Below are 25,965 nucleotides of genomic sequence, written 5' to 3'. Positions count from 1 at the left end.
GCACCGCATCTCCACCGCACCACCCCGCTCCCTCACCCCACTCCATCCGGAGGGAAACCCCCATGAGATCCGCAAGGTCACCGAGGTCCGTGACACGAGGCCTGCGCACGCTGTTCGCGACCGCGGCGCTGATCGCCGCCGCCGTGGCCGTTCCCGGGGCGCAGGCCGTCGCCGCGGCCCCGGCGTCGGCCACCGCGTCCGCCCCCGTCGCCCTGACGGGCGAACAGCTCGCCGCCTCCTGGCGCGGCCCGCTCTCCACCCGCGGCCGGTACGTCGTCGACGCCGACGGAAACCGCTTCAAGCTGAAGTCCGGCAACTGGGCCGGCGCCCAGGGCACCTGGCAGGGCAGCGGCGACGTCGGCGACGTGGCCAACCACCAGGCGCGGCAGAACTCCCACAACCTCCCGCTCGGCCTGGACCGCACGCCGATCGACCGGATCCTGGCCGACTTCCACGCCATGGGCCTCAACAGCGTCCGACTGCCGTTCGCCAACGCGCTGCTCCATGACACGAGCGTCGTCCCGGACTCGGCCGTGGCCGCCAACCCGCAGCTGAAGGGCAAGACACCGCTCCAGGTGTTCGACGCGGTCGTCGCGGCCCTGACCGCCGACGGCTTCGCCGTCATCCTCAACAACCACACCACCAGCTACCGCTTCTGCTGCGGCCTGGACGGCAACGAGCGCTGGAACAGCGGCCAGTCCACGCAGGCGTGGATCGACGACTGGGTGTTCCTCGTCAAGCGCTACCAGGCCGACAAGCGGGTCGTCGGCGCGGACCTGCGCAACGAGGTCCGCCGCGACACCTGGAACGACCCCAACTGGGGCTGGGGCAACGACCACGACCTCAACAAGGCCCTGGAAGACGCCGGCAACAGGATCCTCCAGGCCGACCCGGACATGCTGGTCGTCATGGAGGGCATCAACTGGCAGGGCATCCCGACGGACGTCACCCCCCACGGTCGTCCGACGCTCACCCCGGTCGCCACCCTCTCCAACACCCTCGTCCGCTCCGACAAGCTCGTCTACGCGGCCCACTTCTACGGCTACACGGGCCCGAACCACACCGGCGCCACCGGCACGGGCGAGACCCACGACCCGCGCTACGAGGAGTTCACCCCCCAGCAGCTGGCCCAGGTCGTCGACGACCAGGCGCTGTTCGTCACCCGGTCCGGGCAGCACTTCACCGCACCCGTGTGGATCAGCGAGTTCGGCGCCGCCGGCCGCGGGGACGTCGACGCCCGCGAACGCGCCTGGTTCACCAACTTCACCGACATCATGGTGCGGAACGACACCGACTTCGCCATCTGGCCGCTGGTCGGCTGGAGCGACGCGAACGGCACGCCGAACGACAACTGGGCCATGGTCAACTACCGCGCGGACGGCACGCGGCTCGGCGTCATGGACGCCGGTGACTGGCGCGCCACCGACTGGAACAAGCTCGTGGGCGCCCCCGGCAAGACCGGCCAGGTCGACCCGACCCCGCGCTGGAACATGCTCAACCTCGACTACGGCGACTACGACGTCTCCGCCACCATGCTCGCGAAGCCCGATTGGTCGCCCGGCAACCGCAAGGGCAACTGCCCCGACACCCAGCGCGTCGTCGGCCTCGGCCGCAGCGACAGCCGGGGCCTGTGCACCGACGTCAACCAGCCCGCGAAGGGCGCCGGCGCCTGGACCGTCGTCACCGACGAGCGGTACGTCACCGGGGGCGACTGGGCGGGCGGATACAACAAGCTCCAGTGCCCGGACCGCACCTTCGCGGTCGGCTACGGCGTGAACGGCAACGCCATGTCCGCGCTGCTCTGCGCGCCCGCGGCGACCGCCCTGCCCACCTCCGGGCGCGTGCTCTGGTTCGACCACGGCGACAACCGGCCCGCCACCGGTGGTTCGAACGCCAGCGACTGGGCACCCGGCCACTACAAGGGTCAGTGCGCCGACAACGAGTACCTCGCCGGCGTGGCCTTCACCTGGAAGTGGCTGCACTACGGCGTCCCGGACGCCCTGCTCTGCCGCCCCCTCGCCTAGGCCGTCTCTTCCGGATCGTGCCTGGCCCTCCCCCAGCCCCAGGGGGCTGGGAGGTGCCCCCTGCCGCCCGGCACCGCACCTCGCCGCCCTGGCGGGGCACCCCAGTACGTCCAGTACAAGGGCGCCCCGCCCAACGCGCCGATGCACGGCACCGGACGACGCGGGCTTGACCGGCAAGATCCGAAAGAGACGACCTGACCCCTTCCTCCGCACCCGCACGCACAGCTAGGAGCACCCGGCATGCCCCGACTGGAGATCGCCGAGGACGGATTCCGCCTCGATGACCGACCGTTCCGCATCCTCTCGGGCGGACTGCACTACTTCCGCGTCCACCCGCAGCAGTGGGCCGATCGGCTCCGCAAGGCACGCCTGCTGGGACTCAACACGGTCGAGACCTACGTCCCCTGGAACCTCCACGCCCCCCGGCGCGGCGAGTTCCGGCTGGACGGAGGTCTCGACCTGCCCCGCTTCCTCGACCTCGCCGCCGCCGAGGGCCTGCACGTCCTCCTTCGGCCCGGCCCGTACATCTGCGCCGAATGGGAGGGCGGAGGCCTGCCCTCGTGGCTGCTGACCGAGGAGGACATCGCCCTGCGCAGCCGCGACCCCCGCTTCCTCGCCGCCGTCGACGGCTACCTCGCCGCCCTGCTCCCGCCGCTGAAGCCGTACCTGTCCACCGCCGGCGGGCCGGTCGTCGCGGTACAACTGGAGAACGAGTACGGCGCCTTCGGCGAGGACACCGGCTACCTCGCCGACCTCGCCGGCCTGCTGCGCACCCACGGAGTCGACGTCCCGCTGTTCACCTGCGACCAGCCCGGCGACCTCGCCCGCGGCGGCCTGGACGGCGTGCTCCGCACCGTGAACTTCGGCAGCCGGGTCGAGGCCGGCCTCGACGCGCTGCGGCGGCACCAGCCGACCGGGCCGCTGATGTGCTCGGAGTTCTGGATCGGCTGGTTCGACCGCTGGGGTGCCGCACACACCACCCGTGACGCCGCCGACGCGGCCGCGGACCTGGACCGGCTGCTGTCCGCCGGGGCCTCCGTCAACATCTACATGCTGCACGGCGGCACCAACTTCGGCCTCACCAACGGCGCCAACGACAAGGGCACCTACCGTCCCACCGTCACCTCGTACGACTACGACGCGCTGCTCGACGAGGCCGGCGACCCCACCCCCAAGTACGAGGCCTTCCGCGAGGTCATCGCCCGCCACGCTCCGGTTCCCGACGCGACCGTTCCCACCAGGGCGCGGAAACTCGCCCCGGTCACCGTCGAACTCGACCACTGCGCGGGCCTGTTCCAGCAGGAGCGGCTGTTCGGCGAGGCCGTCCTCGGTGACCGTCCGCTGACCATGGAACAGCTCGGTCAGTCCTTCGGGTTCGTGCTGTACGAGGCGTCCCTGCCGGCCGCCGGGCCGACCGTGCTGCGGATCGGCGAGGTCCGCGACCGCGCCCAGGTCTTCGTCGACGGGCAGCCCGTCGGCGTACTGGAGCGGGAGCACCACGAGCACGCCCTCGCCTTCACCAGCCCCGGGCCCGGGGCGCGCCTGGTGGTCCTGGTGGAGAACCAGGGCCGGGTGAACTACGGACCCGGTGTCCACGACCGCAAGGGCCTGCTCGGCACGATCACCGTCAATGGCGCGCCGCTCGCCGAGTGGAGCAGCCGGCCGCTGCCGCTGGACTCCCCGGACGGGATCGCCTTCGCCCCGGCCGCACCGCTGGTGGGCCCTGCCTTCCACCGGGGTTCCTTCGAGGTCGACCGGCCCGCCGACGGCCACCTCGCCCTGGCCGGCTGGACCAAGGGCCAGGCCTGGATCAACGGCTTCGCGCTCGGGCGCTACTGGTCCCGGGGCCCGCAGGCGACCCTGTACGTACCCGCGCCGGCGCTCCGTGCCGGGCGCAACGAGATCACCGTCCTGGAACTCCACGCGACCGCGGTCCGCACCGTGGAACTGCGGGACCGACCCGACCGGGGTCCCGCCCAGGACTGAGCCCGGCGATCACCCCGGACCATCCGGTAGCCCTCCCCGCACACCGCGTTCACGGCACGGCGTGCGGGGATCCGCCGAGGATCGGGTGCGCCGGGGTCACTCAGGTCGACGAATTTGACTGAAGTTTCAGTCAGTGCGAGGGTGAGGTCAGGGCTGGAGCCCTGGCCGGCCGGTGCCCCCACGCCCGCGATGGCGGCACCGACCCGGCGATGGTCGACTTGATCTGGAGATGCCATGACCGAACACCGCGACGAGCGCTCGCTCGGCGACCACCTGCTCGGCTTCCTGCCCTCCCGCCGACGCCTGCTGGGAGCGGCCGGCATCGGCGCGGCCGGCCTCGCCCTCGGCGCCGGGGCGCTGACGGGGTCCTCCGCCTCGGCCGCGCCGCGTCCGGGCGGAGCGCGCCCCTGGGTGCCCGCCGATGACGTCCCCCACGCCAGGACCTGGATGTCCTGGCCGTCCCGGAAGTCGGTGTGGGGGCGGCAGCTGGCCGGCGTACAGGAGGACATCGCGCTGATCGCGCGCACCATCGCCGAATTCGAGCCCGTCGTGATGTGCGTCCCCGACGACTACAGCGCCCGCGAGGCGCGGAGCATGTGCGGCCCGCAGGTCGAGGTGACCACCGCGATCCCCACCGACGACCTGTGGATGCGCGACATCGCCCCGGTCTTCCGCCGCGACGGCTACGGGGCCCTGGACGCGGTCTGCCTCAACTTCAACGGCTGGGGCAACAAGCAGATCCACACCGACGACGCCCGGGTCGCCGAGCGCGTAGCCCGCCGCCGGAGCCTGCGGCTCACCTACGCCGACCTGGTCGGCGAGGGCGGGGCCGTGGAGACGGACGGCGACGGCACGGTGATGGCGACCGAGAGCAGCCTGGTCAACAAGAACCGCAACCGGGGCATGAGCCGCGCCGAGATCGAGGACGCCGTCCTCGACGCCTACGGCGCGGACAAGATGATCTGGCTGCCCGGAATCAAGGGCAAGGACATCACGGACGACCACGTCGACGTCACCTCGCGGTTCGTCCGCCCCGGCGTGGTGATGGTCCAACTGCCGCCCGCCGACCGCGACGACGTGTGGGCGCGCGACGCCCGCGAGCAGTTCGCGATCCTCTCCGCGGCGACCGACGCGCGTGGCCGCAAGCTCCAGGTGATCCGGGTGGACGGCCCCGACACCGTCCGCTCGAAGAGCTCGACCTTCGTCGACTCCTACCTGAACTTCGTCCTCGTCAACGGCGGCGTGATCACCGCACAGTTCGGCGACCGGGCCAAGGACGAGGCCGCCCGGCGGACCCTGGCCGCGGCCTTCCCCGGCCGCGAGGTCGTCCAGCTCGACGTCGACCGCCTGATGGGCGGCGGCGGTGGCATCCACTGCTCGACCATGCACGAGCCGATGCCCTGACCCCTGACCCCTGACCCCTGGCCACCGCCGGCGCACCGCTCCGCCGGCCCGGCCGGGTGCGCGTCCCGGCCGCCCCTCCCTTCCCCTCTCCCCTCACCCTCCGGAGGACCCCTTGTCGAATCCCGCCCTGTCACGCCGCGCCATGATGCGCACCATCGCGGGCGCGAGCGTGCTCGCCCTCGGTCTGACCGCCTGCTCCGAGCTCGACGACCCGGAGCAGGACGGCGGCCAGGCCACCGGCCCCGGAGGGGCGAACGGCCGACGGTTCGGCGCCGAGTGGGAGAAGCACACCCGTACGTTCATGTCCTGGCCCGCGTCGGAGGACGTCTGGGGCGACCAGCTGGACGACGTGCGCAAGGACATCGCCGGACTCGCCGCCGCCATCGGCGCCCGCGAACCGGTGGTGCTCATGGCCCGCCCCGACCAGGAGGAGGCGGCCCAGCAGGCCTGCGGGAACGACGTCGAGGTCATCCCGCTCGCGGTCGACGACCTGTGGGCCCGGGACACGGCGCCGGTCTTCGTCGAGGAGGGCGGCAAGGTCAAGGGCGTCGACTTCAACTTCAGCGGCTGGGGCAACAAGCAGGAGCACGCCAACGACGCCAAGGTCTCCCGCGCGCTGCTGGCGAAGTACGGCCTCGACCGCGTCGAGACCCCGATCGTCGCCGAGGGCGGCTCCTTCGAGACCGACGGCCAAGGCACCCTGGTGCTCACCGAGAGCTCCGTGGTCAACGCCAACCGCAACCCCGGCATGAGCCGCGACCAGGTCGAGCAGGAGCTGAAGAAGGCCCTCGGCGTGACCAAGGTGATCTGGCTGGCCGGCGTGAAGGGCAAGGACGTCACCGACGCGCACGTCGACTGCCTGATGCGCTTCGTCGCACCCGGCGTCGTACTGCTGGACAAGGCCTTCCCGGGCACCCCGGCCGACGTGTGGTCGCGCTCGGCGGACCAGGCGAAGTCCGTCCTCAAGGACGCCACGGACGCGCGCGGCAAGAAGATCGAGGTCATCGAACTCTCCCAGCCCGACCCCGACCGGATCACCGGCCGCGGCGACGCCTTCGTCTCCTCCTACATGAACTTCTACATCGGCGCCAAGGGCGTCTATCTGCCCCGGTTCGGCGACGCGAAGGCCGACGACCGGGCCAAGCAGATCATGAAGGACCACTTCCCCGACCGCGAGATCGTCCAGGTGAAGATCGACGCGATCGCCTCCGGCGGCGGCGGCATCCACTGCGCCACCCACGACCAGCCCGCGATCGGCTGATCGACCCCCTTCCGACCGCAGCCCGGCCCCACGTCGCACGACGTGGGGCCGGGCTGCGGTCATTCTCGTTCCGGACGCCGACGACTGTGCACTTTCGTTGCACCCGCCGGGCCGATCGCCACTACTGCGCGCCGTTCCCGCTCGCCAAAGCTGGTCCCGTGAACGACCTTCATGTGAATGACCTTCGTACGGACGAAGCAGGGAAGGCCGCCGCGGACCGCACACCGCGCGGCGAACACCGGGGCGACCGGGGGAAGACGCCCGTGCTCCTCAAGGTGCTGGCCGCCGTCGCCGCGCTGGGCGTACTGCTGCTCGGCGTCCTCGGCTCACCCGACCGGAACCTCGGCCACTCGCCCGATGTGATCGGCGAACGGGAGATGGTGCGGGTCAGCGGACCGAACGGCAAGACGCTCGAAGTGCTCGCCATGGTGGACACCGGCGCGTCGGCGTCCTCGATGGACACCAAGCTGGCCAAGGAACTCGGCTTCGACCTCAAGGCGGCCCCCAAGGTCACCGTCGCCTCCGCGCTCGGCCGCGAACAGCGGCCCGTCGTCGACTCCACGGTGCGCCTCGCCGGCCGGTCGTTCGTCGCCAAGACCACCGTCAACAACCGCTCGAAGCGGGAGACGCCGGTCCTGCTCGGCCGGCAGGACGTCCAGGGCCTCCAAGTGGTCGTCGGCAAGCGGCTGCTGACCCAGCCCGACGCCGCCAAGGCCCCGTCCGCCCTGCGCATCCTGTTCGCCAAGGCCCCCGCGATCGACCCCGTGTCCATGATGGCCCTGCTGCCGCTGGCCGCCCTGGTCATCGTCCTGCTGCGGGTGGTCGTCGGCCTGAACGCCCTCGGCACCTTCAGCCCCGTCCTGCTGGCCCTGGCCTACGCGCAGTCGGGACTGCTCCTCGGAGTGCCCCTGACCCTCGTGCTGTTCGCGCTCGGATTCGTCATCCAACCGCTGCTGCGCCGCCTGCACCTGCCGCGCGTCGCCCGCCTCGGCGTCCTGATCGGCGTGGTCACCTCCGGCCTGATCGCGGCCCAGCTCTCCCTCGGCGGCCTCGGCCTGTCCGACTCCTGGGGCATGACCCTGCCCGTCGTCGTCACCTCGATCATCACCGAACGCCTGTGGGAGCAGTGGGACCTCGACGGCGCCCGCTCGGCCCTCGTCGGGGCCGCGGTGACCATGGGCACGGCCGTCCTGGTGGCGCTGCTGCTCCTCACTCCGTTCGTACGCCACCTCGCGGAGGTCGTACCGCTGCAACTGGCGGGCGTCTGCGCGCTGTGGGCCGTGCTGGTAGGGACCTACCGCGGCCTGCGGCTGAGCGAGCTGTTCAGGTTCGCCCCCGCCGCCAAGGCGCAGGGAGGCGCCGCGTGATCCGGCTCCGCGGCTGGGACCCGGTCCTCGGCATGAACCTGCGCAACGCCCGGATCTCCGAACAGAACCCCTCGTCCGCGATCCGCCTGGTCAACGACAAGTACGCGACCAAGCAGGCCCTGGCAGCAGTCGGCGCACCGACCTCGCCGACCGTGGGCCTGCTGCGCTCCCGGCGGGAGATCGCCTCCCTCGACTGGGCCGGCCTGCCCGACGCGTGGGCACTGAAACCGAACCAGAGCCTCGGTGGGAACGGCATCCTGCTGTCGTTCGGCCGACGCCGCAACACCTGGTACTCCTCCTCCGGCAAACGGATCGCGCGGGAGACCGTCACCGACCATCTGCGGCGCATCCTGGACGGGGAGTTCTCCCCGCGACCCAACGACTGGGCGATGTTCGAGCCGCTGATCCGGGCCCACCCGGAACTCGAAAGGCTCTCCCACCAGGGCCTGCCGGACATCAGGGTGATCTGCCGCGGCGACCGGCCGCAGCTGGCGATGCTGCGGCTGCCGACCCGGTTCAGCGGCGGCCGGGCCAACCTCCACCAGAAGGCCATCGGCGCCGCCGTCGACCTCGCCACCGGCCGCATCACCCACGCCCTGGTCGGCAAGGAACCCACCGACCACCACCCCGACTCCGGGGAACCCCTGATCGGCGCGAGCGTCCCGCACTGGCCCGAGGTGCTCGACGCGGCCCGCCGCTGCGCGAAGGCGACCGGGCTGCGCTACCTGGGCGCCGACATCGTCGTCGACGCCGGCCGGGGCCCCTTGATCCTCGAGGTCAACGCCCGGCCCGGGCTCCAGATCCAGAACGTCACGGGACGCGGTCTGGCGCCCGCGTCTTCCGACCAGCACAGGAGGCACTGATGCGAGGGCTCGCCCTGGCTTCCAAGATCGTCGTCGCCGGAGTCGCCGGTGCCTTCCTCACGATGAGCGCCGTACGCGCGGAGCCGCCCCGGCCCGCGTCCGACCACGACGCCTACCGGGACGCCCCGGCCGGCGGGCAGTCCGCACCGGCGTCGGTGACGCCGTCGGTGACGCCGTCCACGAAGGCGTCCGCGTCGCCGTCCGCGGTGCCGTCGGGGCGGCCGTCCGCATCGCCGACCGTGCCCCCGGCACCGTCCCCCAGCGCGTCGAAGCGGCCCTGACGGTCCCGGTCCCGGTCCGGTGGGTCGGTCACCGGTCGGGGCGGAGCCGGGCGTCGCGGGCGAGGAGGGCCGCCTGGACCCGGTTGGCACAGCTCAGCTTGGTCAGCATCCGGCTCACGTACGCCTTGATCGTGCCCTCGCCGAGGTGCAGCCGCCTTCCGATCTCCGCGTTCGAGGCACCCGTACCGACCATGGCGAGCACCTCCAGCTCCCGCCCGGTGAGGGCCGCTATCCGGTCGAGCCGCGGATCCGCCTGCTCCTCGTCCGATTCGAGGTACCGGTCGATGAGGTGCCGGGTGATCCGCGGCGACACCATGGGGGTACCGCCCGCGACCGTACGGACGGCCTGGATGAGCTCCTGCGGGGTGCTGTCCTTCAGCATGAACCCCATCGCGCCCGCCCGCAGCGCCCGGGCCACGTACTCCTCCTCCCCGAAGGTGGTCAGCATGACCACCCGGACGGACGGGGCCCGGGCGGCGATCAGTTCGGCCGCGTCGAGCCCGTCGGAGCCCGGCATCTGGATGTCGAGCATGGCGACGTCCACCAGGTGCCGGACGGCGAGCTCCGCCGCCTCGTGGCCGGAGGAGGCCTCCGCCACCACCTCGATGTCCTCGGCATGCCCGAGGACGAGCCGGATCCCGGCACGCACCAGGTCCTGGTCGTCGGCGAGGAGAACACGGATCACGGCAGGCCTCACGGTGTGTGGAAGGAGATCGGGACGAGGGGCTCGACGGGGTCGAGGGGGTCGTGGCGGGCGTCGTCCTCCACGGAGACCCCGGGCCGCTCGAAGTCCTCCGGTCCCCCTTCCGCCGGGAAGGGGACGAAGGAGAGCGTCAGGAACTGCAGGGCGACCGCGCCCACCACGCCGAGCAGCATGACCGCGCTCGCCGCGGCCCGGCTCGGCCACGCCTGCGCTCCGACCAGTACGCCGAGCCCCATTGCCGGGTCGGCTGCCGTGCGCGGGGCGGCCGGGCCGCCGTCCAGCGGGATGCGGGCGTCGACGCTGAAACCGCCCTCGCCGGTGCGGGCCGCCCTCAGCGAACCGCCGAGCAGGCGCACCCGCTCGTGCAGACCGGCCAGCCCGAGCCCGTTGCCGCCCGCGGGCCGAGCGTGGCGGCCCGCCGGCCGAGGCCCGTTGTGCACGTCGACCCGTACCTCGCCGGTGTCGCAGTGGACGGTCACCCGCACCGGGGCCCCGCCGGCGTGCTTGTGGACGTTGGTCAGGGCCTCCCGGACCACCCGGTGGACCGCGCGCCGGGCGGTCGGGGCGGCGTCGACCAGGTCCCCGCCGGTCCAGCGCAGGTCCACCGGGATGCCGGCGGCGGCGGACTCGCCGACCAGGGCGGTCACGTCCGCGTGGGTGCCCGTCGCGGGGGTCAGCGGGTCCGGAGCCCCGGTCGCGGCGTCGCCCGCCCGGAGCACGCCCAGCACGCCCCGGAGCTCGTCCATCGCCTCCCGAACCGTGCTGTGCACCAGCACGGCGGCCCGCTGGATCTCCGGGGAACCCGCCCGGCCCGCCAGCTCCAGCCCGCCCGAGTGCAGCGCCGCCAGGCTCAGCCGATGGCCGAGCAGGTCGTGCATCTCGCCGGCGATCCGGGCCCGCTCACACGCCCTGGCCTGCTCCTCCGCCGAGTGCTGAGCCCGCTCCAGGACGGCGTTGCGCTCCCACAGCGCGCTCAGTAGCCGCTCGCGCTGACCGACGAGCGCGCCCACGAGACCCGGCAGCGCGCCGCACACGATCCCGGTGACGAGCACGACCATGGCCTGGTACTCGCGGACCGGCCCGCCCGCGCCGGCCGTGATCGCCGCGGTGACCACCACGGGCCCCGTCACGCTCACCGCCGCGAGGACGGACCGGTGACGCAGGTCCGACCAGCGGGACCCCGCCGCATGGGCCGCGGCGACCAACGCCCCGCCGGTCAGCGGTTCGACGGCGACCATCGCCGCGGCGGTCGCGAGCGCGACGGAGGGCCACCGCCGCCGGAACAGCACCGCCACCGCCGCACAGACGGTGGCCGCGTAGTACGCCACGGGACCGATCAGCCCCCGGACGCCCCAGCTGTCGGTCCACCGGAAGAGGACCGTCACGGTCAGTGTCACGGCGGCGATCAGCAGCAGATCGCCGAGCAGGCGGAGCAGGGCGGGCGGCAGCCGCCGAGGCGGGTCGGCGGCCCGTGCGCCGGGGCGTTCGGCGGACATGCGGTGGCTCTTTCGGCGGTGCGGGGGAGGGGGACGTCGACCAGGGGCCTGTCCGCATCCTCTCCTCGACTGAAGATTCAGTCAATATTGGCCCTGGCACCCCTCTCGGCCCTCGCACCCCTTGCCCAGCGGGTCACGGCCGGTCCTCGGCCGGTCCGGGTGCGCGAGGGGGCGCGTTGACGACTCCGAACGGCACGTGGACGCTCGGGGTGGCCGGCGCCGTGCCGTTCAGGTGCGCGACCTGGTCGTCGAAGAAGATGTGCGGATCGAGCGCGCGCATCACGGCGGCCTTGTCGACGCCGCCGAGGAAGAAGGCGTCGTCGACGCGCAGTCCCCACTGCTTGAGGCTCCGCACGGCACGTTCGTGTGCGGGGGCGTCACGGGCGGTGACCAGGGACACCCGCAGGCGGGGGCGGTAGTCGGAATTCCTGCGGCGCTCCTCGTCCTCGCGGCGCTGGATGCGGTTGATGCCCGCGAGGAAGTCCTTCAAGGGGCCGGGGTCGTGGGCGGTGGTCACGTTGAGGACTTCGTGCGCGCGGAACTCGGCGATGCCGGCGTCCTGGTAGATCCGCTCGGAGGAGTCGTCCGCGACCACGCCGTCGAAGTCGAAGGCGATGCGGAGTTCCCGGTCGGTGTCGTCGTCGACCCGTTCCGTCGCGAGCACGTGCCCCGCCGGCATCCCTTCGGCCACCGCTTCACGGACGTCGGAGCCGTTGGCCGAGAGGAACAAGGACATGTTCAGGGCGGGCATGAACCGGTGCGACGGCCGGCCCTGGCGGAAGACGGCCCGACTGATGCGCAAGCCGTGCGCCGCGATCGAGCGCATGACGCGGAGCCCGGTGTCCGGGTCGTTGCGCGAAAGGACGATGACCTCGACCAGTGGATCGACGGGATCCGCGAGGTCGTTCAGCGACAGCAGGCGCCGGACGAAGGGGAAGGCGACCCCGGCGGCCAGGACGTCGTCGACATGGTCCTCTTGGTGGGTCCGGTACGCGTCCTCGCCCTGCTCCCGGAACACCGTGTCGCCGTCGGTGAGGTCGAACAGGGCGCTGGAGGCGATCCCGATGACGAGGCGGTCGGACAGGTCGTACTTCATCACACCCCCCTGCCGGCGCACGTGCGGTATCGAGAGGGTTATCACCGGCTCGAATGCGCCGAAACGCGTACGGCACCGGGCGGCGTCCTGCCCGCCCGGGAGCCGTGCCGTCGCCGTCAGGCCGTCGGGTCGGTGAGCGTGAGTGCCCCGTAGAGCTCGGGGCGGCGGGTGCGCATGAGGCCGAATTCGAGCCAGTCGCGCCGCTGGTCGAGGTCCAGGTCGGCGACGAGGACGGCGGGGGTGTTGCGCGGGGCGCGGAGCATGACCCGGCCGTAGGGGTCGGAGATGAACGAGGAGCCGTAGAAGGTGGAGCCGCCCTCGGTCCCGACGCGGTTCGGCACGATGGCGAACAGGGCGTTGGCGAGACCGTTCGCACTGATCGCGTGCTCCCACATGGGGCGGGTGTCGAAGTCGGGCAGGTCCGGCTCGGAGCCGATGGCGGTGGGGTGGACCAGGATGTCCGCCCCGGCCAGCGAGTAGGCGCGGGCGAGCTCGGGGAACCACTCGTCCCAGCAGGTCGGGAAGCCGAAGCGGGCGCCTTCGTGGGCGATGACGGGGAAGCCGCTGTCGCCGGGGCGGAAGCACAGGTCCTCGCGGTAGCCGGGGAACGCGGGGATGTGGTTCTTGCGGGTCCGGGCGATGAGCCTGCCGTCGGAGTCCACGCAGACGGCGGTGTTGTAGCCGAGGCCGCCGTCCGCGGCCCGCTCGTACAGGGAGGCGTGGACGGTGATGCCGAGTTCGGTGGCCAGCCGGCCGATCAGCCGGACCGTGGGGCCGGTCTCCACGTCCTCCAGCCAGCGTTCCGCGCCGTCGGCCATCGGGTCGTCGGTGTTGCAGAAGTACGGGCTCCGTGTGAGCTCCGGCAGGCACACCACCTTCGCGCCCTGCGCGGCGGCCAGGGCGACGCCCTCGCTCAGGTGGGCGTCGTGTTCGGCCGGATCGGCGTGCCAGCGCATCTGGACGAGGCCGACGCGCAGCGGTTCGCGTTCGGCGGGCTTGGTGCGGCCGGGGGAGCCGAGGGGGGAGCCGTAGGAGGTGAGGACGGAGTACGAGGTCACGGGCGGACTGCCTTCGAGGGTGTCGGGTCTTCGCGGGGCTTCGCGGGCTTCGCGGAACGATGCGCCGATCCGTACTGACTGAAAGTTTCGTCAGCCGGGATGGCATGTGTAACGGCGGATCGGTCGCGGCAGGGGGGCGGCGGCTTGCCACTCCCCTGCCGGAACGTTCCGGCACGAGCAAATGTAGACGTGCCGGAACGTTCCGGCAAGGTCGGTCGATGACCGCCTAGAATGCGGAAACGTGACCGCCCGTACCGTGACCCTGATCGATGTGGCCCGTGCGGCGGGCGTCTCCAAGAGCACCGCCTCCGATGCGCTCCACGGCTCCGGCCGGGTCGCCGAGGCCACCCGCGACCGCGTGCGGGAGGTCGCGGACCGGCTCGGCTACCGGCCCAACAGCGCCGCCCGGCGACTGCGCCGGGCCAGTACGGGGGCGATCGGCCTGTACCTGCCGCAGACGGCCACCCGGCTCGAGTACTACATGAACCTCGCCTTCGGTGCCGTGGAACGGGCCCAGGAGGAAGGTCTGGACGTGGTCCTCCTCGGGTCGGCCGCCGGGGCGCACGGCCCCCTCGGCTCACGGGTCGACGGGCTGCTCGTCGTCGACCCCGAGATCGGCGACCCCGCCGTGCCGGCACTCCTCGACGCCGGTGTCCCGGTCGTCACCTGCGAGCGCTACCCGGGTCCCACGGCCACCCCCACCGCGGCGGTCGTCTGCGACAACGCGGCCTCCCTCACCGCGCTCCTCGACCACGTCCACGAACGCGGGGCCGTGGCGCCCGCCCTGCTGGCACCCGAAGCCACCTCCTCCTGGGCCCAGGCGCTCCGAACGGCGGCCGAGACCTGGAGCGCGGAGCGCGGGGTGTCCGTCATCGTCCACACGGTCCCCTTCGCCGCGACCCCGGCCGAAGCGGCCGAGCACACCCGCCGTCTGCTGGCCGACCGGCCGGCCGTGGACGCGGTCATCTGCGCCCCCGACGGAGCCGCCGCCGGGGTGCTGCGGGCCGCCGCCGAGTCGGGCCGAACGGTCGGCCGCGACTTCCAACTCGCCTCCTGCGTCGACGGCATCGCCGTACGCAGCTGCGACCCGCCCCTGACGGCGATCGACCTCCGGCCCGCCGAGTACGGCAGGACCTGCGCGGCCCTCCTCTGCGAGGTCCTCGCCGGCCGGGCTCGGCCCGACACGGTCCGCCTCCATGATTGGGCACTGGTGGTCCGCCCGTCCGACCGCGCCCCCGACCGCTCGTCCGTCTGACGGGGCGGGGGTCACCGCGCCGCCGCGGTGATCCGCCGACCCGTGTCCCCTCCCGACGTCGGGAGCGCCGTCTCGAAGTGGACGGTTCCGAACCCGCCGTGCTCGCCGGTGGGGCGGGCGTCGAAGACCTCGGTGGCCATGCCGCGCCAGAAGCCCTCCGTGCCGGGGATGTCGACATTGGTGTGCAGGTAGACGCGCTCGTACCCGGGTACGGCGGCCGCGAACGCGCACGCGGTGCGCACCATCGCGCGGGCCAGGCAGTGCCGCCGGTGCTCGGGGCGCACGTACACCCGCAGCAACTGCGCGGTCCGGCCCGAGGGGTGGCGCTCGACGAGGCTTCGCGGATGTGGCGGGTGGGCGGGGCCGCGTGAGGTGAGCGCGGTGGTGCCGACGACTTCGCCCCCGTCGCGCGCGGCGACGACGAGGGCGTGCCGCGGATGTTCCAGGTACGTGCCTTCGAGGTCGACGACGTCCGGGTGCCAGTCCGGCACGTACCCGTAGCCGAACTCCCGGTAGAAGGTGTCCAACGTGACGCTCCGGGCGCCCGGCACGTCCTCGCTCCTCGCGTGCCGCACCGTGTACGGGCCGATCCGCCGACCTCGCGTCAGTCCTCGCGTCGGTCCTCGCGTCAGTCCTCGCGTCGGTTCTGTCACCACACTCGCCTCTCCGTCCCGGGGAGACCGCACGCTACCGGAAAGCAGCCCTATTGGAAATGAAAACGATTTCCTATAAGGTCTGCGTCGCACGGAACCGACGGCGGTCTGGGAGGAAGTCCGGTGGGACATCTGCTGGTGATCGAAAGCTGGGTGGGGTCGATGAGCAGGCTGCTGCCCAGAGCGATCCGCGAGGAGGGGCACGAGTTCACGTTCGTCACCCGCGACCTGCACCACTACCTGCGTTCGGCCCCGGAGGGCGAGGGCCCGCACCCGCTGCTCACGGCCCGCAACGTCATCACGGCGGACACGAACGACACGGCCGCCCTCCTCGCCCGGATCGAGGGCCTGCACGGCGTGCTCGGCTTCGACGGGGTGGTCTCCTCGTGCGACTACTACCTGCCGGCCGTCGCGCAGACCGCCCGCCGGTTGGGCCTGCCCGGGCCCGCGCCGGAGGCCGTCGAGGCCGCGTGCCGCAAGGACCTGACACGTCGTGCGCTCGCCGCGGCCGACGTCCCCGGGCCCCGGTTCGCGATCTGCGAGGGCGCCGGGGAGGCGGCGGCCGCCGCTCGCGGGATCGGCTACCCGCTCGTGGTGAAGCCGGTGGACCTCTGCGCCGGCATGCTGGTCCGCGCGGTGTGCGACGAGCACGAGTTGGAACGCGCCTGCCAGGCCCTCGCCGAGTTCCCGGTCAACGCGCGCGGCCAGGACAGGGCGCCCGTCATCCTGATCGAAGAGCTCCTGGGCGGGCCCGAAGTCAGTGTCGAGACCGTCTCCTTCGGCGGGTCCACCCACGTCGTGGGCGTCACCGACAAGAGCATCGGCGGCGCTCCCGCCTTCATCGAGACCGGCCACATGTTCCCGGCCGGGATCGACGGGGCCCTGGCGTCGGAGGCCGCGGAGACCGCACTGCGGGCGGTCGAGGCGCTGGGCCTGGACCAGGTGGTCTGCCACACCGAGCTCAAACTGACGCCCGACGGGCCCCGGTTGGTCGAGGTCAACCCGCGACCGGCGGGCAACCGCATCACCGAACTGGTCCGCCACGTCTCGGGTGTCGACCTGGCAGCCGCCTGCGTCGACGTGGCACTCGGCCGCACGCCCGACCTCGCACCGCGGACGACCGGCGTGCGCAGCGCCGCCGTCGCCTTCCTGCTGCCGGACACCACGGGCACCCTCACCGGCATCGACGGGGCGCAGGCGCTCCGGGCCCGGCCCGAGGTGCTGGAGCTCACCCTCGCCGAACCCGGCCGCACGGTGCGGGCCGCCACCAGCAACAACGAGTACCTCGGTCACGTCATGACCGCCGACACCGAGGGCGGAGGCGCCCGCGCGGCCGCCGAAGCGCTGCTCTCGGGCCTGCACCCCCGCTACGAGCCCGCCCCGGTGGTGCCCGCGTGACCGTACGGGCCCCTCACACACCTGGAATCGAAGCCCCCGCGACACGCGGTCGCGCGCACGACGACCCCGCCGTCCGAACCGTCGACGGACTGTTCGACCTGGTCCGCGCGGGGGAGTACGGACCCGACCCCGCCCACGAGCGGATCTCGCTCGCCTTCACCACCGCCCAGGCCGTCCGCCACGAGGGCCGCGCCGCCGGCTACCGCAACGAGGTGCTCAGCCTGCGGCTCGACGCGGCCGTCGGATCCTGCGCCGTGGAGCCAGGCTCACTGCCGGGGGGCGCCCTCGACGACTGCGTGGGCACCACCGTTTCCGACCTCCTCGGCCACCCGCTGCTGCCCGTGCGGATCGCGGCCCTCGACGCCTACCTGGCCCACGTACGCCCGCACACCCCGATCCACGGCGCCCGTCCGCATCCGCTGCCGGGCGGGAGCTCGCTGAGCCGCTCACGGGCGCGGGCCCGTGCCGTCGTCGACCTGCTGCCCGCTCCCGCCGCCGGCCCGTCCGGCGTCGAGCACCGTCCGGTCCTGGTGGTCGGAGTGGTCAACTCGCTCCTCGAACAGCTGCGTTCGCGCGGACTGGAGTACCTGCCGTGCGACCTCAAGGGCGGCGCCACCGAGTGGGGCGAGCCCGTCCTGACCGACACGGCCGCGCAACTGGAGCGGTGCGGCGCCGTCCTCGCCTCCGGCATGACCCTCGGCAACGGCACCTTCCAGGGGCTGCTCGACCACGCCGCCGCGACCGGCAAGCCCCTCGTGATGTTCGCCCAGACCGGCAGCGCCGTCCTGCCCCGCTTCCTCGGAGCCGGAGTGAGCGCCGTGTCCGCCGAGCCGTACCCGTTCTTCTGGCTCGACGGCGGCCCGGGAACCATCCACCGCTACGGAGACCACGCATGACTCTCGCTCCGCCCGAGCGCAGGGCGCCCGCCGGCGCCAACCCCGATCTCCTGCCCCTGCTGGGGCGCACCCCCCTCGCCCGCATCACCGCCGACCTGCCCCACGGGCATCCCGGGTTCTGGGCCAAGCTCGAATGCCTCGCCGCCGGCGGGATGAAGGCCCGCGCCGCGACGTCCATGCTCACCGGAGCCCGCCGACGCGGTGAACTGCGCCCCGGCGCCCCCGTCGTGGAGTCCACCTCCGGCACCATGGGCATCGGGCTCGCCTTCGCCGGGCAGGCCCTCGGCCACCCCGTCGTCCTCGTCGGCGACACCGAACTCGAACCGTCCATGAGGCAGTTGCTGCGCGCCTACGGAGCCCGGCTGGAGCTCGTCGACACCCCGGCCCGCCACGGCGGCTGGCAGGCCGCCCGCATCACCCGGCTGCGCGAGATCCTGGCCCGAACCGAGCACGCGTACTGGCCGGACCAGTACAACAACCCGGACAACCCGTCGGGCTACCGGTCGATGGCCGCCGAACTGATCGGCCAACTCGACCACCTGGACGTGCTGGTGTGCAGCGTCGGCACCGGCGGACACAGCGCCGGACTGGTCGGCCCGCTGCGCCGCCGCTGGCCCCGGCTGAAGGTCATCGGCGTCGACTCCGTCGGCTCCGCCATCTTCGGCCGGCCCACCCGGCCGCGCCTGATGCGCGGACTCGGCAGCAGCATCCACCCCGGCAACGTCCGCCACGGCATCTTCGACGAGGTGCACTGGGTGGGCCCCGTCGAAGCCGTCGACGCCTGCCGCCGGCTCGCCCGCGGCAGCTTCGTCAGCGGAGGCTGGAGCACCGGCGCCGTCGCCCTGGTCTCCGCATGGGCGGCCCGGGCCGAGCCCGGCGCGGTCGTGGCCACCGTCTTCCCCGACGGCCCCCACCGATACCTCGGCACCGTCTACGACGACGCCTTCTGCCACGCCCACGGACTGACCGACACCGCCCCGGCCACCCGCCCCCTGGAGATCCCGCACCCCCGTGCGGCGGAGGCCCACGGCTGGACCCGCTGCCGCAGCGTCCTCTCCCCCCTCCCGGAGCGCGCCGGCGCGTCCCCCGCCGTCCCCGTCCCGGCCCCCGGAGGTGCCGCATGAGACTCACCTGGCACACCGCCCGGCTGGAACTGGCGGAGCCGCTGCGCATCTCCCGCTCCGTGATGGCCGGCCGCGACGCCGTCTGGGTCGCCCTCGAACACGGCGGAACGAGCGGCTGGGGCGAGGCCGTCAGCAGCCGGTACCTCGGGCTTCCCACGGAGCGGATCCTGCGCCGGCTGAACGCCCTGCGCCCCGCCGTCGAGCGACTGCCGGACCCGGAGACCGCCTGGCACGAACTGGCCCCCGAGGGTCCCCTCGGCGCCGACCTGCCCGCGGGCGTCCTCGCCGCGGTCGAGGCCGCCGTACTGGACCTGATCTGCAAACGAGCCGGTCTGCCCGCCCACGCGTTCCTCGGCAGCCCGATGCCACCGTCCGCGCCGACGGCCCGCACCATCGGCATCGTCGCGCCCGTCACGGCCGCCGCCCAGGCGGCCCGGTTCGCCGCGGCCGGCTTCGGAGTCCTGAAGATCAAGGCGGGATCCCCCGATCCGGGCGAGGACCTCGCCCGCGTCCACGCCGTCCGCGAAGAGGCCCCGGCGGCGCAGTTGCTGCTCGACCCCAACGGAGCCTGGACCGAGGACCAGGCCCACGCACTGCTGCCGCGCTTCGCGGCCCTCGGCGTCACCGCCGTGGAACAACCCGTCGCGGCAGGCCGGCCCGACACCCTGGCCCGGGTCGCCGCACGCTCCCCGATCCCGGTGATCGCCGACGAGGACGCCGTCTCCCACGAGGACGCGGTGGCCCTCGCCGGACGGGTCCACGGGGTCAACGTCAAACTCGCCAAGTGCGGAGGCGTACGCGCCGCGCTGCGCATCCGCGCCGCGCTCGACGGCAGCGGAACCGACCTCATGCTCGGCTGCCTCACCGCCAGTTCGCTGGGTATCGCACCCGCCGTCCACCTGGTCGACCGGGCCCGCTGGGTCGACCTCGACGGGCATCTGCTCCTCGCCGAGGACCCGTGGACCGGAATCGGCGGCACCGACGGAACCGTACGGGCCGCGCCGCGCGACGGCCTGGGAGTGCGGCCCCGTGCCGCCATACCCGCGGGGGCCGCACCGTGAGGGCCCTCGCCGCCGTGCGCGGCCTCCCACCCGCCGTACGGCTCCTCCTCGTCGACCAGTTCGGCGTCAACACCGGCTTCTACCTGCTCGTGCCGTACCTCGCCGGCCACCTCACCGACGACCTCGGACGGTCGGCGGCCGCGGTCGGCCTCGTCCTCGGCCTGCGCAACCTCAGCCGGCAGGGGCTGTTCCTCATCGGGGGCTCGGCGGCCGACCGCCTCGGGGCCCGCGGCGTGATCATCACCGGCTGCGGGCTGCGCACCCTCGGCTTCTCGCTGTTCGCCCTCGGCGACGCACTGCCCGTCCTGATCGCCGCCTCCCTGCTCAGCGGGTTGGCCGGTGCCCTGTTCAACCCGGCCGTGCGCACCTACGTCGCCCAGGAGGCGGGGCACCGCAAGGCCGAGGCGTTCGCCCTGTTCAACGTGTTCGCCACGGCCGGGGCGCTGACCGGTCCGCTGCTGTTCGGCGGCTTCCGGGCGGCGGCGCTGACCGCGGCCGGGGTGTTCGCGCTGCTCACCGTCGCCCAGGCCGCCGTACTGCCCGCCCGAGCGGTGCCGCGCCCGGCCGGCTCCGTCCTGGGCGACTGGCGGGAGGCCGCCGGCAACCGTCGGTTCGTCGCCTTCGCCCTGGCCATGGTCGGCATGTACGGCATGGAGAGCCAGCTCTACCTGCTGCTCCCGCACGCCGCTCGGCAGGCCACCGGACTGACCGGGGCCGTCGGACTGGTCTTCGTCGTCGGGACCCTCGCCGCCCTCACGGTCCAACTGCGGCTCACCCGCCGGCTGGCCGCGCGGGGCGGCGGCCGCGGCCGGTGGATCGGCGCCGGGCTCGCCCTCGGAGGCCTCGGGTTCGTACCGCTGATGGCGGTCGCCGGGGCGGCCGGGACGGACGTGGCCCGGCTCCTGCCCGTCCTCGCCGGCGTACTGCTGCTGTACCTCGGGCTGATGACCGCCCAGCCGTTCGTCATGGAACTCATCCCCGCGTTCGGGCGGGCGGAGCTCACCGGCACCTTCCACGGGCTGTTCCACGCCGTGTCCGGAGTGGCCGCGGCGGGCACCGGCGCGGGGGTCGGATGGGCCATGGACACCGCCACGAGCGGCGGTCCGGCCTGGCTCCCGTACGCCTGCTGCACGGCGCTCGGCCTGACGTCGGCGGCGGCCGTCACGCAGCTGCACCGGCGCCGGTACCTGCCCGACCCGGCCGCGCTCCCCGCCGTCGTTCTCGTACGTGCTCTCGGGGCCTGCCGTCACGACCAGAGCCGGAAGCGGCCCCAGCCGTCCGCCGTCCGTTCGTAGCGCAGCCGGGTGTGAACGCGGCTCGCCGCCGCCTGCCAGAACTCGACGACCGTCGGCGCGAGGGTGTACAGCGTCCAGGCGGAGTCGACGAGCGAGGGCTCCCTGCCGATCAGGGCCAGGGACTTCTCCAAGGCGTGGTCCCGTTCGGCGGGGTCCGCAAGGTACTGGCTCTGGCGGCCCAACAGGGCCTCGGCGCGCGCCGAGGCCGCCCGGGACAGGAAGTCCTCGGCGTTGTCCCGGGCCGAGCCGGATGCGACCTGCCCGCGCAGGCGCACCTGCCGACCGTGCTCCGGCCAGTAGAAGGTCAGTGCCGCCCGCGGATGGGCGGCCAGTTGGTTGCCCTTGGGGCTGAACGAGTGCCCGGCGAACTGCCACCCGGATGCGTCGATGCCCTTGAGGATCAGCACGCGGGCGTCCGGGTCGCCGACCTCGTCGACCGTCGACAGGGTCATGGCGTGCGGGTCGCGCAGGCCGTCCGCGACGGCGTCGGACAGCCAGGAGAGGAACAGTCGGACCGGGTCGTCCGGGGCCCGCTCGGGTACGAACTCCGGCAACGGGCCCGCGAAGACCTCGATGCCCCGGAGCCACCCACGGACGTTGCCGCTCTGCTTTCCACCGTTCACCTGCCATCTCCTCCGCAGCACACTTCGAAGCCTCATCTTGCATTTGCGTCGAAAATGCAACAACAACCTGGCAAATGCTTGTGCTGATGCTCAATGGTCGCCGCATTTGAGTAGCTGGATTTGGAGGAACTCACGGCCGACGGGGAGTCCTGCACTTCCCGCGGAGGCGAAGGCGCCAGCGGACCGCCGGGGTCACGCGCCGCCGGGCGGCGAGGGGAACACCACGCCCCATCGCGCCCGGGAGTCGTGCCACCCGGACCGGACCCGCGGTCCGGCCCGTCGGTCGGTCAGGTGCCGACCGCCGCCAGGCTGATCTGGTCGTTGAACACCACCCACTCCTGGCCCTTGTCCGCGCCGTCGCACGGCTTCGTGCCGACGTTCGGGGTGTTCCACTCGTTGGCGAAGCAGTAGGCCAGGGCGAAGTCCAGGGCGATCTGCCGGCCCGCGACGTTCCAGTACTGCCCCTGGTCGGTCGGGTCGCAGGGCTTGGTGGAGACGCTCTGGGTGCCCCAGGCGTTGGTCAGGCAGTAGTTGCGGTCGTTGGTGAGGGCGATCTGGTGGCCCGAGACGGTCCAGTGCTGGCCCCGGTCCGCCGGGTCGCAGGGCTTCGTGGAGATGTTGGCGGTCCCCCAGGTGTTCGCCAGGCAGTACCGGCCGGGCACCGCTGCCCGGGCGGCGCTCGCCGCTCCCGCCTCACCGGCCGGCAGGAGTGAGGCGGTGAGGGCCAGTGCGGCGAGGGCGACGTTCTTGCGGAATGCGATTCCCATGGTGCGGATTCCGTTCACGATGCAGGCCGAGGCATTGGGTGCACGGCCAAAGCGAAGGGGGTTATTCGGCGCGGATCCGGGCGTAGGGAAATAGATATCAGCGATCGCGGGTCAACCGAAATAATCTCCCCTCCGTTCACCCGGAAAACGCAGTACCCTGATCGTCCGATGATGAACGGACGCCGCTCCCACCTGGCCGGAACCTTGCGAGAAGCCCCTCTGTGTCGACTTGTGGGCGCACCCGCGTTGACGCCCATCGTCCAGCCGATTTCATCCTGCGGAAACGTTCCGAATTTTCGGTTCTCCGGATTTCTGCAAGGGGGTGTGAGCGGTATCGCGCCGATTATTCGGGGAATGAACGGTTCGGCACCACAGGCCGTGGCCGAAAAGAAACCGGCATCATGTCGGACCCGGGGCGACCGAGGGGACGAGGTCACCCGACACCGGACGACGGGCCCTGTGCCTGGCCGAGGTGCTCGACTTCGCCCCGGACGGACCACCGCCTGCCCGGCACCCCGAACGGACCACCGCCTGCCCGCAGCCGAAGCCGGGTCCGGCCAGGGCACTCGCCGCCGGGGTCCTCGCCGGGCTGATCGGCACGGGCACGACAGCCGCCGCCCGCGGCGCCCGGTCGGGGGGCAGCTCGTGAGAGGTGATCACGCCGGGGGCCGCGCGACCGCGCCCTCGGCGGGGTCGACCTTCGCGAAGTCGACACCGGAGGCGCCCATTTCCTCGGCCAGGACCAGCCGATCGGCCTCCTTGTCCACCACGAACACCCGCGCCGCGCCGCGCAGCGGGCCAACTCGGTGGCGTGGTAGCCCGTCGGGAAGATGTCGGACAGCATCGCGAAGTCCCGTTCGTAATCGCTGCCGGCCGGGAGCCTGAGCAGATTGAAGTCGGCCCACGGCACACGGAGGTAATCCGCTTGGCCGCCGCGGTAGGGGCCCATCTGCGGATAGCCGTAGCCTGCGGTGGGCTTGCCGCTCGGGTTCGCCCGCATGCGGGCGTTCGTCCAACCGTCGTTGCAGTTGCGGCAGGTGCCGCAGGAGACGTTGAACGGTACGGACACCCGGTCGCCGACGGAGATGCGCTCCACGCCCTGCCCGGTTTTGACGACGACGCCCATGTTCTCGTGGCCGAGGACCATTCCCTCGTCCAGAGGGGCCCGGCCTTCATAGGGATGGAGGTCGGACCCGCAGATGTTCGCCGTGGTGACGCGGATGATCGCGTCCGGTGGTCCGTCGATGCGCGGGTCCGGGACGTCCTGTACGGCGACGTCGAACGGGCCCTGGAAGAAGACGGCCTTCACGATGACTCCCTTTTACTGTGCGCGGGTGTCACATGTACGGCGTGACCTGCTCCCGGAGCGGCGTGACCCGCTCCCTGAGCAGCCCAAAGCCCGCGCGGCCGAACACCCCGGCGATTTGGCCTCGATCCGATCGACACGGCCCTCGACGACTCCGGAGTTCCACGGCTGCGAGAGCCCGGCGGTCGACCCCGGTCCCCACGGTCACGCGCACCACCGCCGGTCCGTGGCGCGGGGCAGCGGATCGGTGTCAGGTCCGGTCACGGGTTTCGTCCACGATCGGCAGCGCGCCCGCACGCCGCCGCCTCGCGACGCTCGCGTACACACCGAGCCCGAGCAGGCCGGCGCCCATCATGATCAGGCCGACCACGTCGAGGTTCACGCCGTCCATGTGCCAGTCGCTGGCGAAGGTGAGCGTGGCTCCCACCACGATCAAGGCGATACAACCGCCTATGCCGCCCATACGAGTTGCCTCCTCACGAGAGGATCGGTTGGTCGTCCGCGCGGCTACCCGCCCCGCCCCGGTCGAAACAGGGCCGAGCCAAGCGCATCCCGGCGACTACGGTGTCGCGCGTGAGGTTCCGTCGCCGGACTCCTGGTCCGCGCCGTCAACGGCGAGGGCCGGGGTAGCCGTCCCTGGGGCGGCGAGGTAGGCCAGCAGGCCGGCGATCTCCAGGCCGGCCTCCGCCGGATGGCGGAAGCGCGCGCCGGAGGCGATGACGTACCGGTTGCGCCGGCCGTCCCTGGTTCGGGTGAGGTACCCGTCCGCCTCCAGGTCCGTGACGATCGTCTGCACGGTGCGCTCGGTGAGCCCGCAGCCCGTGGCGATGTCGCGCAGGCGGACGCCCGGGTCTCGCGCGATGGCGATCAGGACCCGGGCGTGGTTCGTCAGGAACGTCCAGCGGTTCCTGCGGGGACTCGTGTGCTCGCTCTCCACGCCGCCCATTCTTGAGGGAGGACTCACGAAAAGCCAATCCGGAACTGTATTTCAGGTATTGCTTGACGTGCGTCCGTGGGCCGGGCAGGGTTCTGTGGAGCCGAACGGGGCCCACCCGCACGGCCCAGCGATCGCCCACCGCACCGCAAGCCCCGCGCCCAAGGAGCGAAAACGATGACTTCCACGGCCGCAGCCGAGGCCCGGACCTGTACGACCTCCGCCGCTTCTCCCGGTGGCGTTGCAGGCACCCTCCGACCGAGCGGTCTGCCGGACGTGCCCTGCCCCTCCGAACTGCCGACCGGCGAGGCCCGAGAGCTGACCCGCGTGTTCTTCGAACGCCTGCGGAGCCTCGAAGAGGGGACCCGCGAGTACCAGTACGTCCGCAACACGCTGATCGAAATGAACATCTCACTGGTGCACTTCGCCTCCCGCCCGTTCCGTGACCGCCCCGGCGGTCCGGAGAACGAGGACATCGTCCAGGTCGGCGTCATCGGCCTGATCAAGGCCATCGACCGGTACGACGTCGACCGCAACACGCAGTTCAGCACGCTCGCCCTGCCGTACATCAGGGGTGAGATCAAACGTCACTTCCGGGACACCACGTGGGCCGTACGTGTCCCGCGCCGCTGCCAGGAGCTGCGCTCTCAGCTGGCCAAGGCCACGGAGGAGCTGACCTCCGTACTGGGCCACGCTCCCGCTCCGGCGGAACTCGCCGACCACCTGGACCTCACCGAGGACGAGGTCCGTGAAGGTCTCGTCGCGGCCAACGGTTACTCCGCCCACTCCCTCGACGCGCCCCGGGACTCCGCGGGCGGCGCCGGTCGGGAGCCCGACGGACGGCACCCGCGCATCCTCGCCGAGACGTTGGGTGGCCCCGACCCCGCGATGGAAATGGTCGAGAACCGGCACGTCCTGGCGCCCCTGCTCGCCGACCTGGACGAACGCAGCATCCGGATCCTGGAGTTGCGCTTCGGTCAGGAGATGACCCAGGCGCAGATAGGGGCGGAGACAGGGCTCTCCCAGATGCACGTCTCCAGACTTCTGGCCCGCACCCTGAACACCCTGAACAGGCGATTCCACGGCCGCTGAAGGGCCCGCGCGGTCCGCATGG

General features: G+C 72.5%; 24 protein-coding genes. 13 read left to right on the top strand and 11 right to left on the bottom strand.

Features of this window, described 5'->3' with window-relative positions; genetic code table 11:
• Positions 1-62: 62 nt before the first annotated feature.
• The 6 genes from ACFYYJ_RS29345 to ACFYYJ_RS29320 all read left to right on the top strand — a co-directional run bounded on the left by ACFYYJ_RS29345 (position 63) and on the right by ACFYYJ_RS29320 (position 8,905).
• Positions 63-2,024, top strand: coding sequence for a glycoside hydrolase family 5 protein (locus ACFYYJ_RS29345; protein WP_389136899.1), 1,962 nt, complete (start codon positions 63-65; stop codon positions 2,022-2,024).
• A 240-nt stretch (positions 2,025-2,264) separates the two neighbouring features.
• Positions 2,265-4,010, top strand: coding sequence for a beta-galactosidase family protein (locus tag ACFYYJ_RS29340; protein ID WP_389136896.1), 1,746 nt, complete (start codon positions 2,265-2,267; stop codon positions 4,008-4,010).
• A 234-nt stretch (positions 4,011-4,244) separates the two neighbouring features.
• Positions 4,245-5,414 carry an agmatine/peptidylarginine deiminase gene (locus tag ACFYYJ_RS29335; RefSeq protein WP_385122959.1) on the top strand — a complete coding sequence of 390 codons (1,170 nt, stop codon included), beginning with the start codon at positions 4,245-4,247 and terminating at the stop codon, positions 5,412-5,414.
• Positions 5,415-5,526: 112 nt separating this feature from the next.
• The gene (locus ACFYYJ_RS29330; RefSeq protein WP_389136892.1) at positions 5,527-6,675 is read left to right on the top strand and encodes an agmatine/peptidylarginine deiminase; all 1,149 of its coding nucleotides are present in this window, start codon (positions 5,527-5,529) and stop codon (positions 6,673-6,675) included.
• A gap of 158 nt (positions 6,676-6,833) precedes the next feature.
• Positions 6,834-8,042 carry a 7TM domain-containing protein gene (locus ACFYYJ_RS29325; protein ID WP_389136889.1) on the top strand — a complete coding sequence of 403 codons (1,209 nt, stop codon included), beginning with the start codon at positions 6,834-6,836 and terminating at the stop codon, positions 8,040-8,042.
• A complete protein-coding gene (locus ACFYYJ_RS29320) occupies positions 8,039-8,905 on the top strand; it encodes a sugar-transfer associated ATP-grasp domain-containing protein (RefSeq protein ID WP_385366859.1) in 867 nt (288 codons plus the stop codon). Before ACFYYJ_RS29325 ends, ACFYYJ_RS29320 begins: the two co-directional genes overlap by 4 nt.
• Positions 8,906-9,017: 112 nt before the next feature.
• Here the strand turns inward: ACFYYJ_RS29320 and ACFYYJ_RS29315 are convergent, their stop codons facing one another.
• The 5 genes from ACFYYJ_RS29315 to ACFYYJ_RS29295 all read right to left on the bottom strand — a co-directional run bounded on the left by ACFYYJ_RS29315 (position 9,018) and on the right by ACFYYJ_RS29295 (position 13,539).
• Positions 9,018-9,218 carry a hypothetical protein gene (locus ACFYYJ_RS29315; protein WP_389136885.1) on the bottom strand — a complete coding sequence of 67 codons (201 nt, stop codon included), beginning with the start codon at positions 9,216-9,218 and terminating at the stop codon, positions 9,018-9,020.
• Positions 9,215-9,871, bottom strand: a complete 657-nt coding sequence (locus tag ACFYYJ_RS29310; RefSeq protein ID WP_385366861.1) for a response regulator — start codon at positions 9,869-9,871, stop codon at positions 9,215-9,217. Before ACFYYJ_RS29310 ends, ACFYYJ_RS29315 begins: the two co-directional genes overlap by 4 nt.
• A gap of 8 nt (positions 9,872-9,879) precedes the next feature.
• Positions 9,880-11,385, bottom strand: coding sequence for a sensor histidine kinase (locus ACFYYJ_RS29305; RefSeq protein WP_389136881.1), 1,506 nt, complete (start codon positions 11,383-11,385; stop codon positions 9,880-9,882).
• Between the two features lie 133 nt (positions 11,386-11,518).
• The gene (locus tag ACFYYJ_RS29300) at positions 11,519-12,481 is read right to left on the bottom strand and encodes a 5'-nucleotidase (RefSeq protein WP_385362948.1); all 963 of its coding nucleotides are present in this window, start codon (positions 12,479-12,481) and stop codon (positions 11,519-11,521) included.
• 116 nt (positions 12,482-12,597) lie between these two features.
• Positions 12,598-13,539 (bottom strand): nitrilase-related carbon-nitrogen hydrolase, encoded by a 942-nt coding sequence (locus tag ACFYYJ_RS29295; protein ID WP_385122973.1) that lies wholly within the window; start codon positions 13,537-13,539, stop codon positions 12,598-12,600.
• A gap of 241 nt (positions 13,540-13,780) precedes the next feature.
• Between ACFYYJ_RS29295 and ACFYYJ_RS29290 the strand changes: the two genes are divergently transcribed.
• Positions 13,781-14,794, top strand: coding sequence for a LacI family DNA-binding transcriptional regulator (locus tag ACFYYJ_RS29290; protein ID WP_389136878.1), 1,014 nt, complete (start codon positions 13,781-13,783; stop codon positions 14,792-14,794).
• Between the two features lie 11 nt (positions 14,795-14,805).
• On the opposite strand, the gene ACFYYJ_RS29285 is transcribed toward ACFYYJ_RS29290, so the two are convergent.
• Positions 14,806-15,345, bottom strand: coding sequence for a GNAT family N-acetyltransferase (locus tag ACFYYJ_RS29285; RefSeq protein WP_389136875.1), 540 nt, complete (start codon positions 15,343-15,345; stop codon positions 14,806-14,808).
• 225 nt (positions 15,346-15,570) lie between these two features.
• Between ACFYYJ_RS29285 and ACFYYJ_RS29280 the strand changes: the two genes are divergently transcribed.
• The 5 genes from ACFYYJ_RS29280 to ACFYYJ_RS29260 are packed head-to-tail and all read left to right on the top strand — an operon-like array spanning position 15,571 to position 21,221.
• A complete protein-coding gene (locus tag ACFYYJ_RS29280) occupies positions 15,571-16,845 on the top strand; it encodes an ATP-grasp domain-containing protein (protein ID WP_389136873.1) in 1,275 nt (424 codons plus the stop codon).
• Positions 16,846-16,871: 26 nt separating this feature from the next.
• Positions 16,872-17,741 carry a Rossmann-like domain-containing protein gene (locus ACFYYJ_RS29275; protein WP_389137082.1) on the top strand — a complete coding sequence of 290 codons (870 nt, stop codon included), beginning with the start codon at positions 16,872-16,874 and terminating at the stop codon, positions 17,739-17,741.
• The gene (locus tag ACFYYJ_RS29270) at positions 17,738-18,865 is read left to right on the top strand and encodes a PLP-dependent cysteine synthase family protein (RefSeq protein ID WP_389136870.1); all 1,128 of its coding nucleotides are present in this window, start codon (positions 17,738-17,740) and stop codon (positions 18,863-18,865) included. Before ACFYYJ_RS29275 ends, ACFYYJ_RS29270 begins: the two co-directional genes overlap by 4 nt.
• Positions 18,862-19,926, top strand: a complete 1,065-nt coding sequence (locus tag ACFYYJ_RS29265; protein WP_389136868.1) for a dipeptide epimerase — start codon at positions 18,862-18,864, stop codon at positions 19,924-19,926. The genes ACFYYJ_RS29270 and ACFYYJ_RS29265 overlap by 4 nt, the downstream gene beginning before the upstream one ends.
• Positions 19,923-21,221, top strand: coding sequence for an MFS transporter (locus ACFYYJ_RS29260; protein ID WP_389136865.1), 1,299 nt, complete (start codon positions 19,923-19,925; stop codon positions 21,219-21,221). The genes ACFYYJ_RS29265 and ACFYYJ_RS29260 overlap by 4 nt, the downstream gene beginning before the upstream one ends.
• Here the strand turns inward: ACFYYJ_RS29260 and ACFYYJ_RS29255 are convergent.
• The 5 genes from ACFYYJ_RS29255 to ACFYYJ_RS29235 all read right to left on the bottom strand — a co-directional run bounded on the left by ACFYYJ_RS29255 (position 21,173) and on the right by ACFYYJ_RS29235 (position 24,863).
• Positions 21,173-21,844, bottom strand: a complete 672-nt coding sequence (locus tag ACFYYJ_RS29255; RefSeq protein ID WP_389136863.1) for a pyridoxal 5'-phosphate synthase — start codon at positions 21,842-21,844, stop codon at positions 21,173-21,175. The two genes, ACFYYJ_RS29260 and ACFYYJ_RS29255, sit on opposite strands and share 49 nt — an antisense overlap.
• A 287-nt stretch (positions 21,845-22,131) precedes the next feature.
• The gene (locus ACFYYJ_RS29250) at positions 22,132-22,611 is read right to left on the bottom strand and encodes a hypothetical protein (protein ID WP_389136861.1); all 480 of its coding nucleotides are present in this window, start codon (positions 22,609-22,611) and stop codon (positions 22,132-22,134) included.
• A gap of 433 nt (positions 22,612-23,044) precedes the next feature.
• Entirely contained in the window at positions 23,045-23,920 is an 876-nt protein-coding gene (locus ACFYYJ_RS29245; RefSeq protein WP_389136859.1) for an alcohol dehydrogenase catalytic domain-containing protein, read from the bottom strand.
• Positions 23,921-24,167: 247 nt separating this feature from the next.
• The gene (locus tag ACFYYJ_RS29240) at positions 24,168-24,380 is read right to left on the bottom strand and encodes a hypothetical protein (RefSeq protein WP_385123074.1); all 213 of its coding nucleotides are present in this window, start codon (positions 24,378-24,380) and stop codon (positions 24,168-24,170) included.
• Positions 24,381-24,476: 96 nt separating this feature from the next.
• Entirely contained in the window at positions 24,477-24,863 is a 387-nt protein-coding gene (locus ACFYYJ_RS29235; protein ID WP_385363009.1) for a helix-turn-helix transcriptional regulator, read from the bottom strand.
• A 165-nt stretch (positions 24,864-25,028) separates the two neighbouring features.
• Here ACFYYJ_RS29235 and ACFYYJ_RS29230 point away from each other — a divergent pair, with 165 nt between their 5' ends.
• On the top strand, positions 25,029-25,943 hold the full coding sequence (locus tag ACFYYJ_RS29230; protein WP_389136855.1) for a SigB/SigF/SigG family RNA polymerase sigma factor: 915 nt from the start codon (positions 25,029-25,031) through the stop codon (positions 25,941-25,943).
• Positions 25,944-25,965 lie beyond the last annotated feature (22 nt).

Origin of the sequence: Streptomyces sp. NPDC002467 (genome assembly GCF_042889825.1) — a bacterium.
In the GTDB taxonomy this organism is placed as follows: Bacteria; Actinomycetota; Actinomycetes; order Streptomycetales; family Streptomycetaceae; genus Streptomyces.
Note: the sequence above shows the minus strand (reverse complement) of the source record. Positions and strands in the feature narration are given on the sequence as shown.

Excerpts from the sequence above, each read along its gene's own strand:
- ACFYYJ_RS29345 (WP_389136899.1), top strand. The coding sequence starts at position 63 with ATGAGATCCGCAAGGTCACCGAGGTCCGTGACACGAGGCCTGCGCACG.
- ACFYYJ_RS29340 (WP_389136896.1), top strand. The coding sequence starts at position 2,265 with ATGCCCCGACTGGAGATCGCCGAGGACGGATTCCGCCTCGATGACCGA.
- ACFYYJ_RS29335 (WP_385122959.1), top strand. The coding sequence starts at position 4,245 with ATGACCGAACACCGCGACGAGCGCTCGCTCGGCGACCACCTGCTCGGC.
- ACFYYJ_RS29305 (WP_389136881.1), bottom strand. The coding sequence starts at position 11,385 with ATGTCCGCCGAACGCCCCGGCGCACGGGCCGCCGACCCGCCTCGGCGG.
- ACFYYJ_RS29300 (WP_385362948.1), bottom strand. The coding sequence starts at position 12,481 with ATGAAGTACGACCTGTCCGACCGCCTCGTCATCGGGATCGCCTCCAGC.
- ACFYYJ_RS29270 (WP_389136870.1), top strand. The coding sequence starts at position 17,738 with ATGACTCTCGCTCCGCCCGAGCGCAGGGCGCCCGCCGGCGCCAACCCC.
- ACFYYJ_RS29265 (WP_389136868.1), top strand. The coding sequence starts at position 18,862 with ATGAGACTCACCTGGCACACCGCCCGGCTGGAACTGGCGGAGCCGCTG.
- ACFYYJ_RS29250 (WP_389136861.1), bottom strand. The coding sequence starts at position 22,611 with ATGGGAATCGCATTCCGCAAGAACGTCGCCCTCGCCGCACTGGCCCTC.
- ACFYYJ_RS29240 (WP_385123074.1), bottom strand. The coding sequence starts at position 24,380 with ATGGGCGGCATAGGCGGTTGTATCGCCTTGATCGTGGTGGGAGCCACG.
- ACFYYJ_RS29235 (WP_385363009.1), bottom strand. The coding sequence starts at position 24,863 with ATGGGCGGCGTGGAGAGCGAGCACACGAGTCCCCGCAGGAACCGCTGG.
- ACFYYJ_RS29230 (WP_389136855.1), top strand. The coding sequence starts at position 25,029 with ATGACTTCCACGGCCGCAGCCGAGGCCCGGACCTGTACGACCTCCGCC.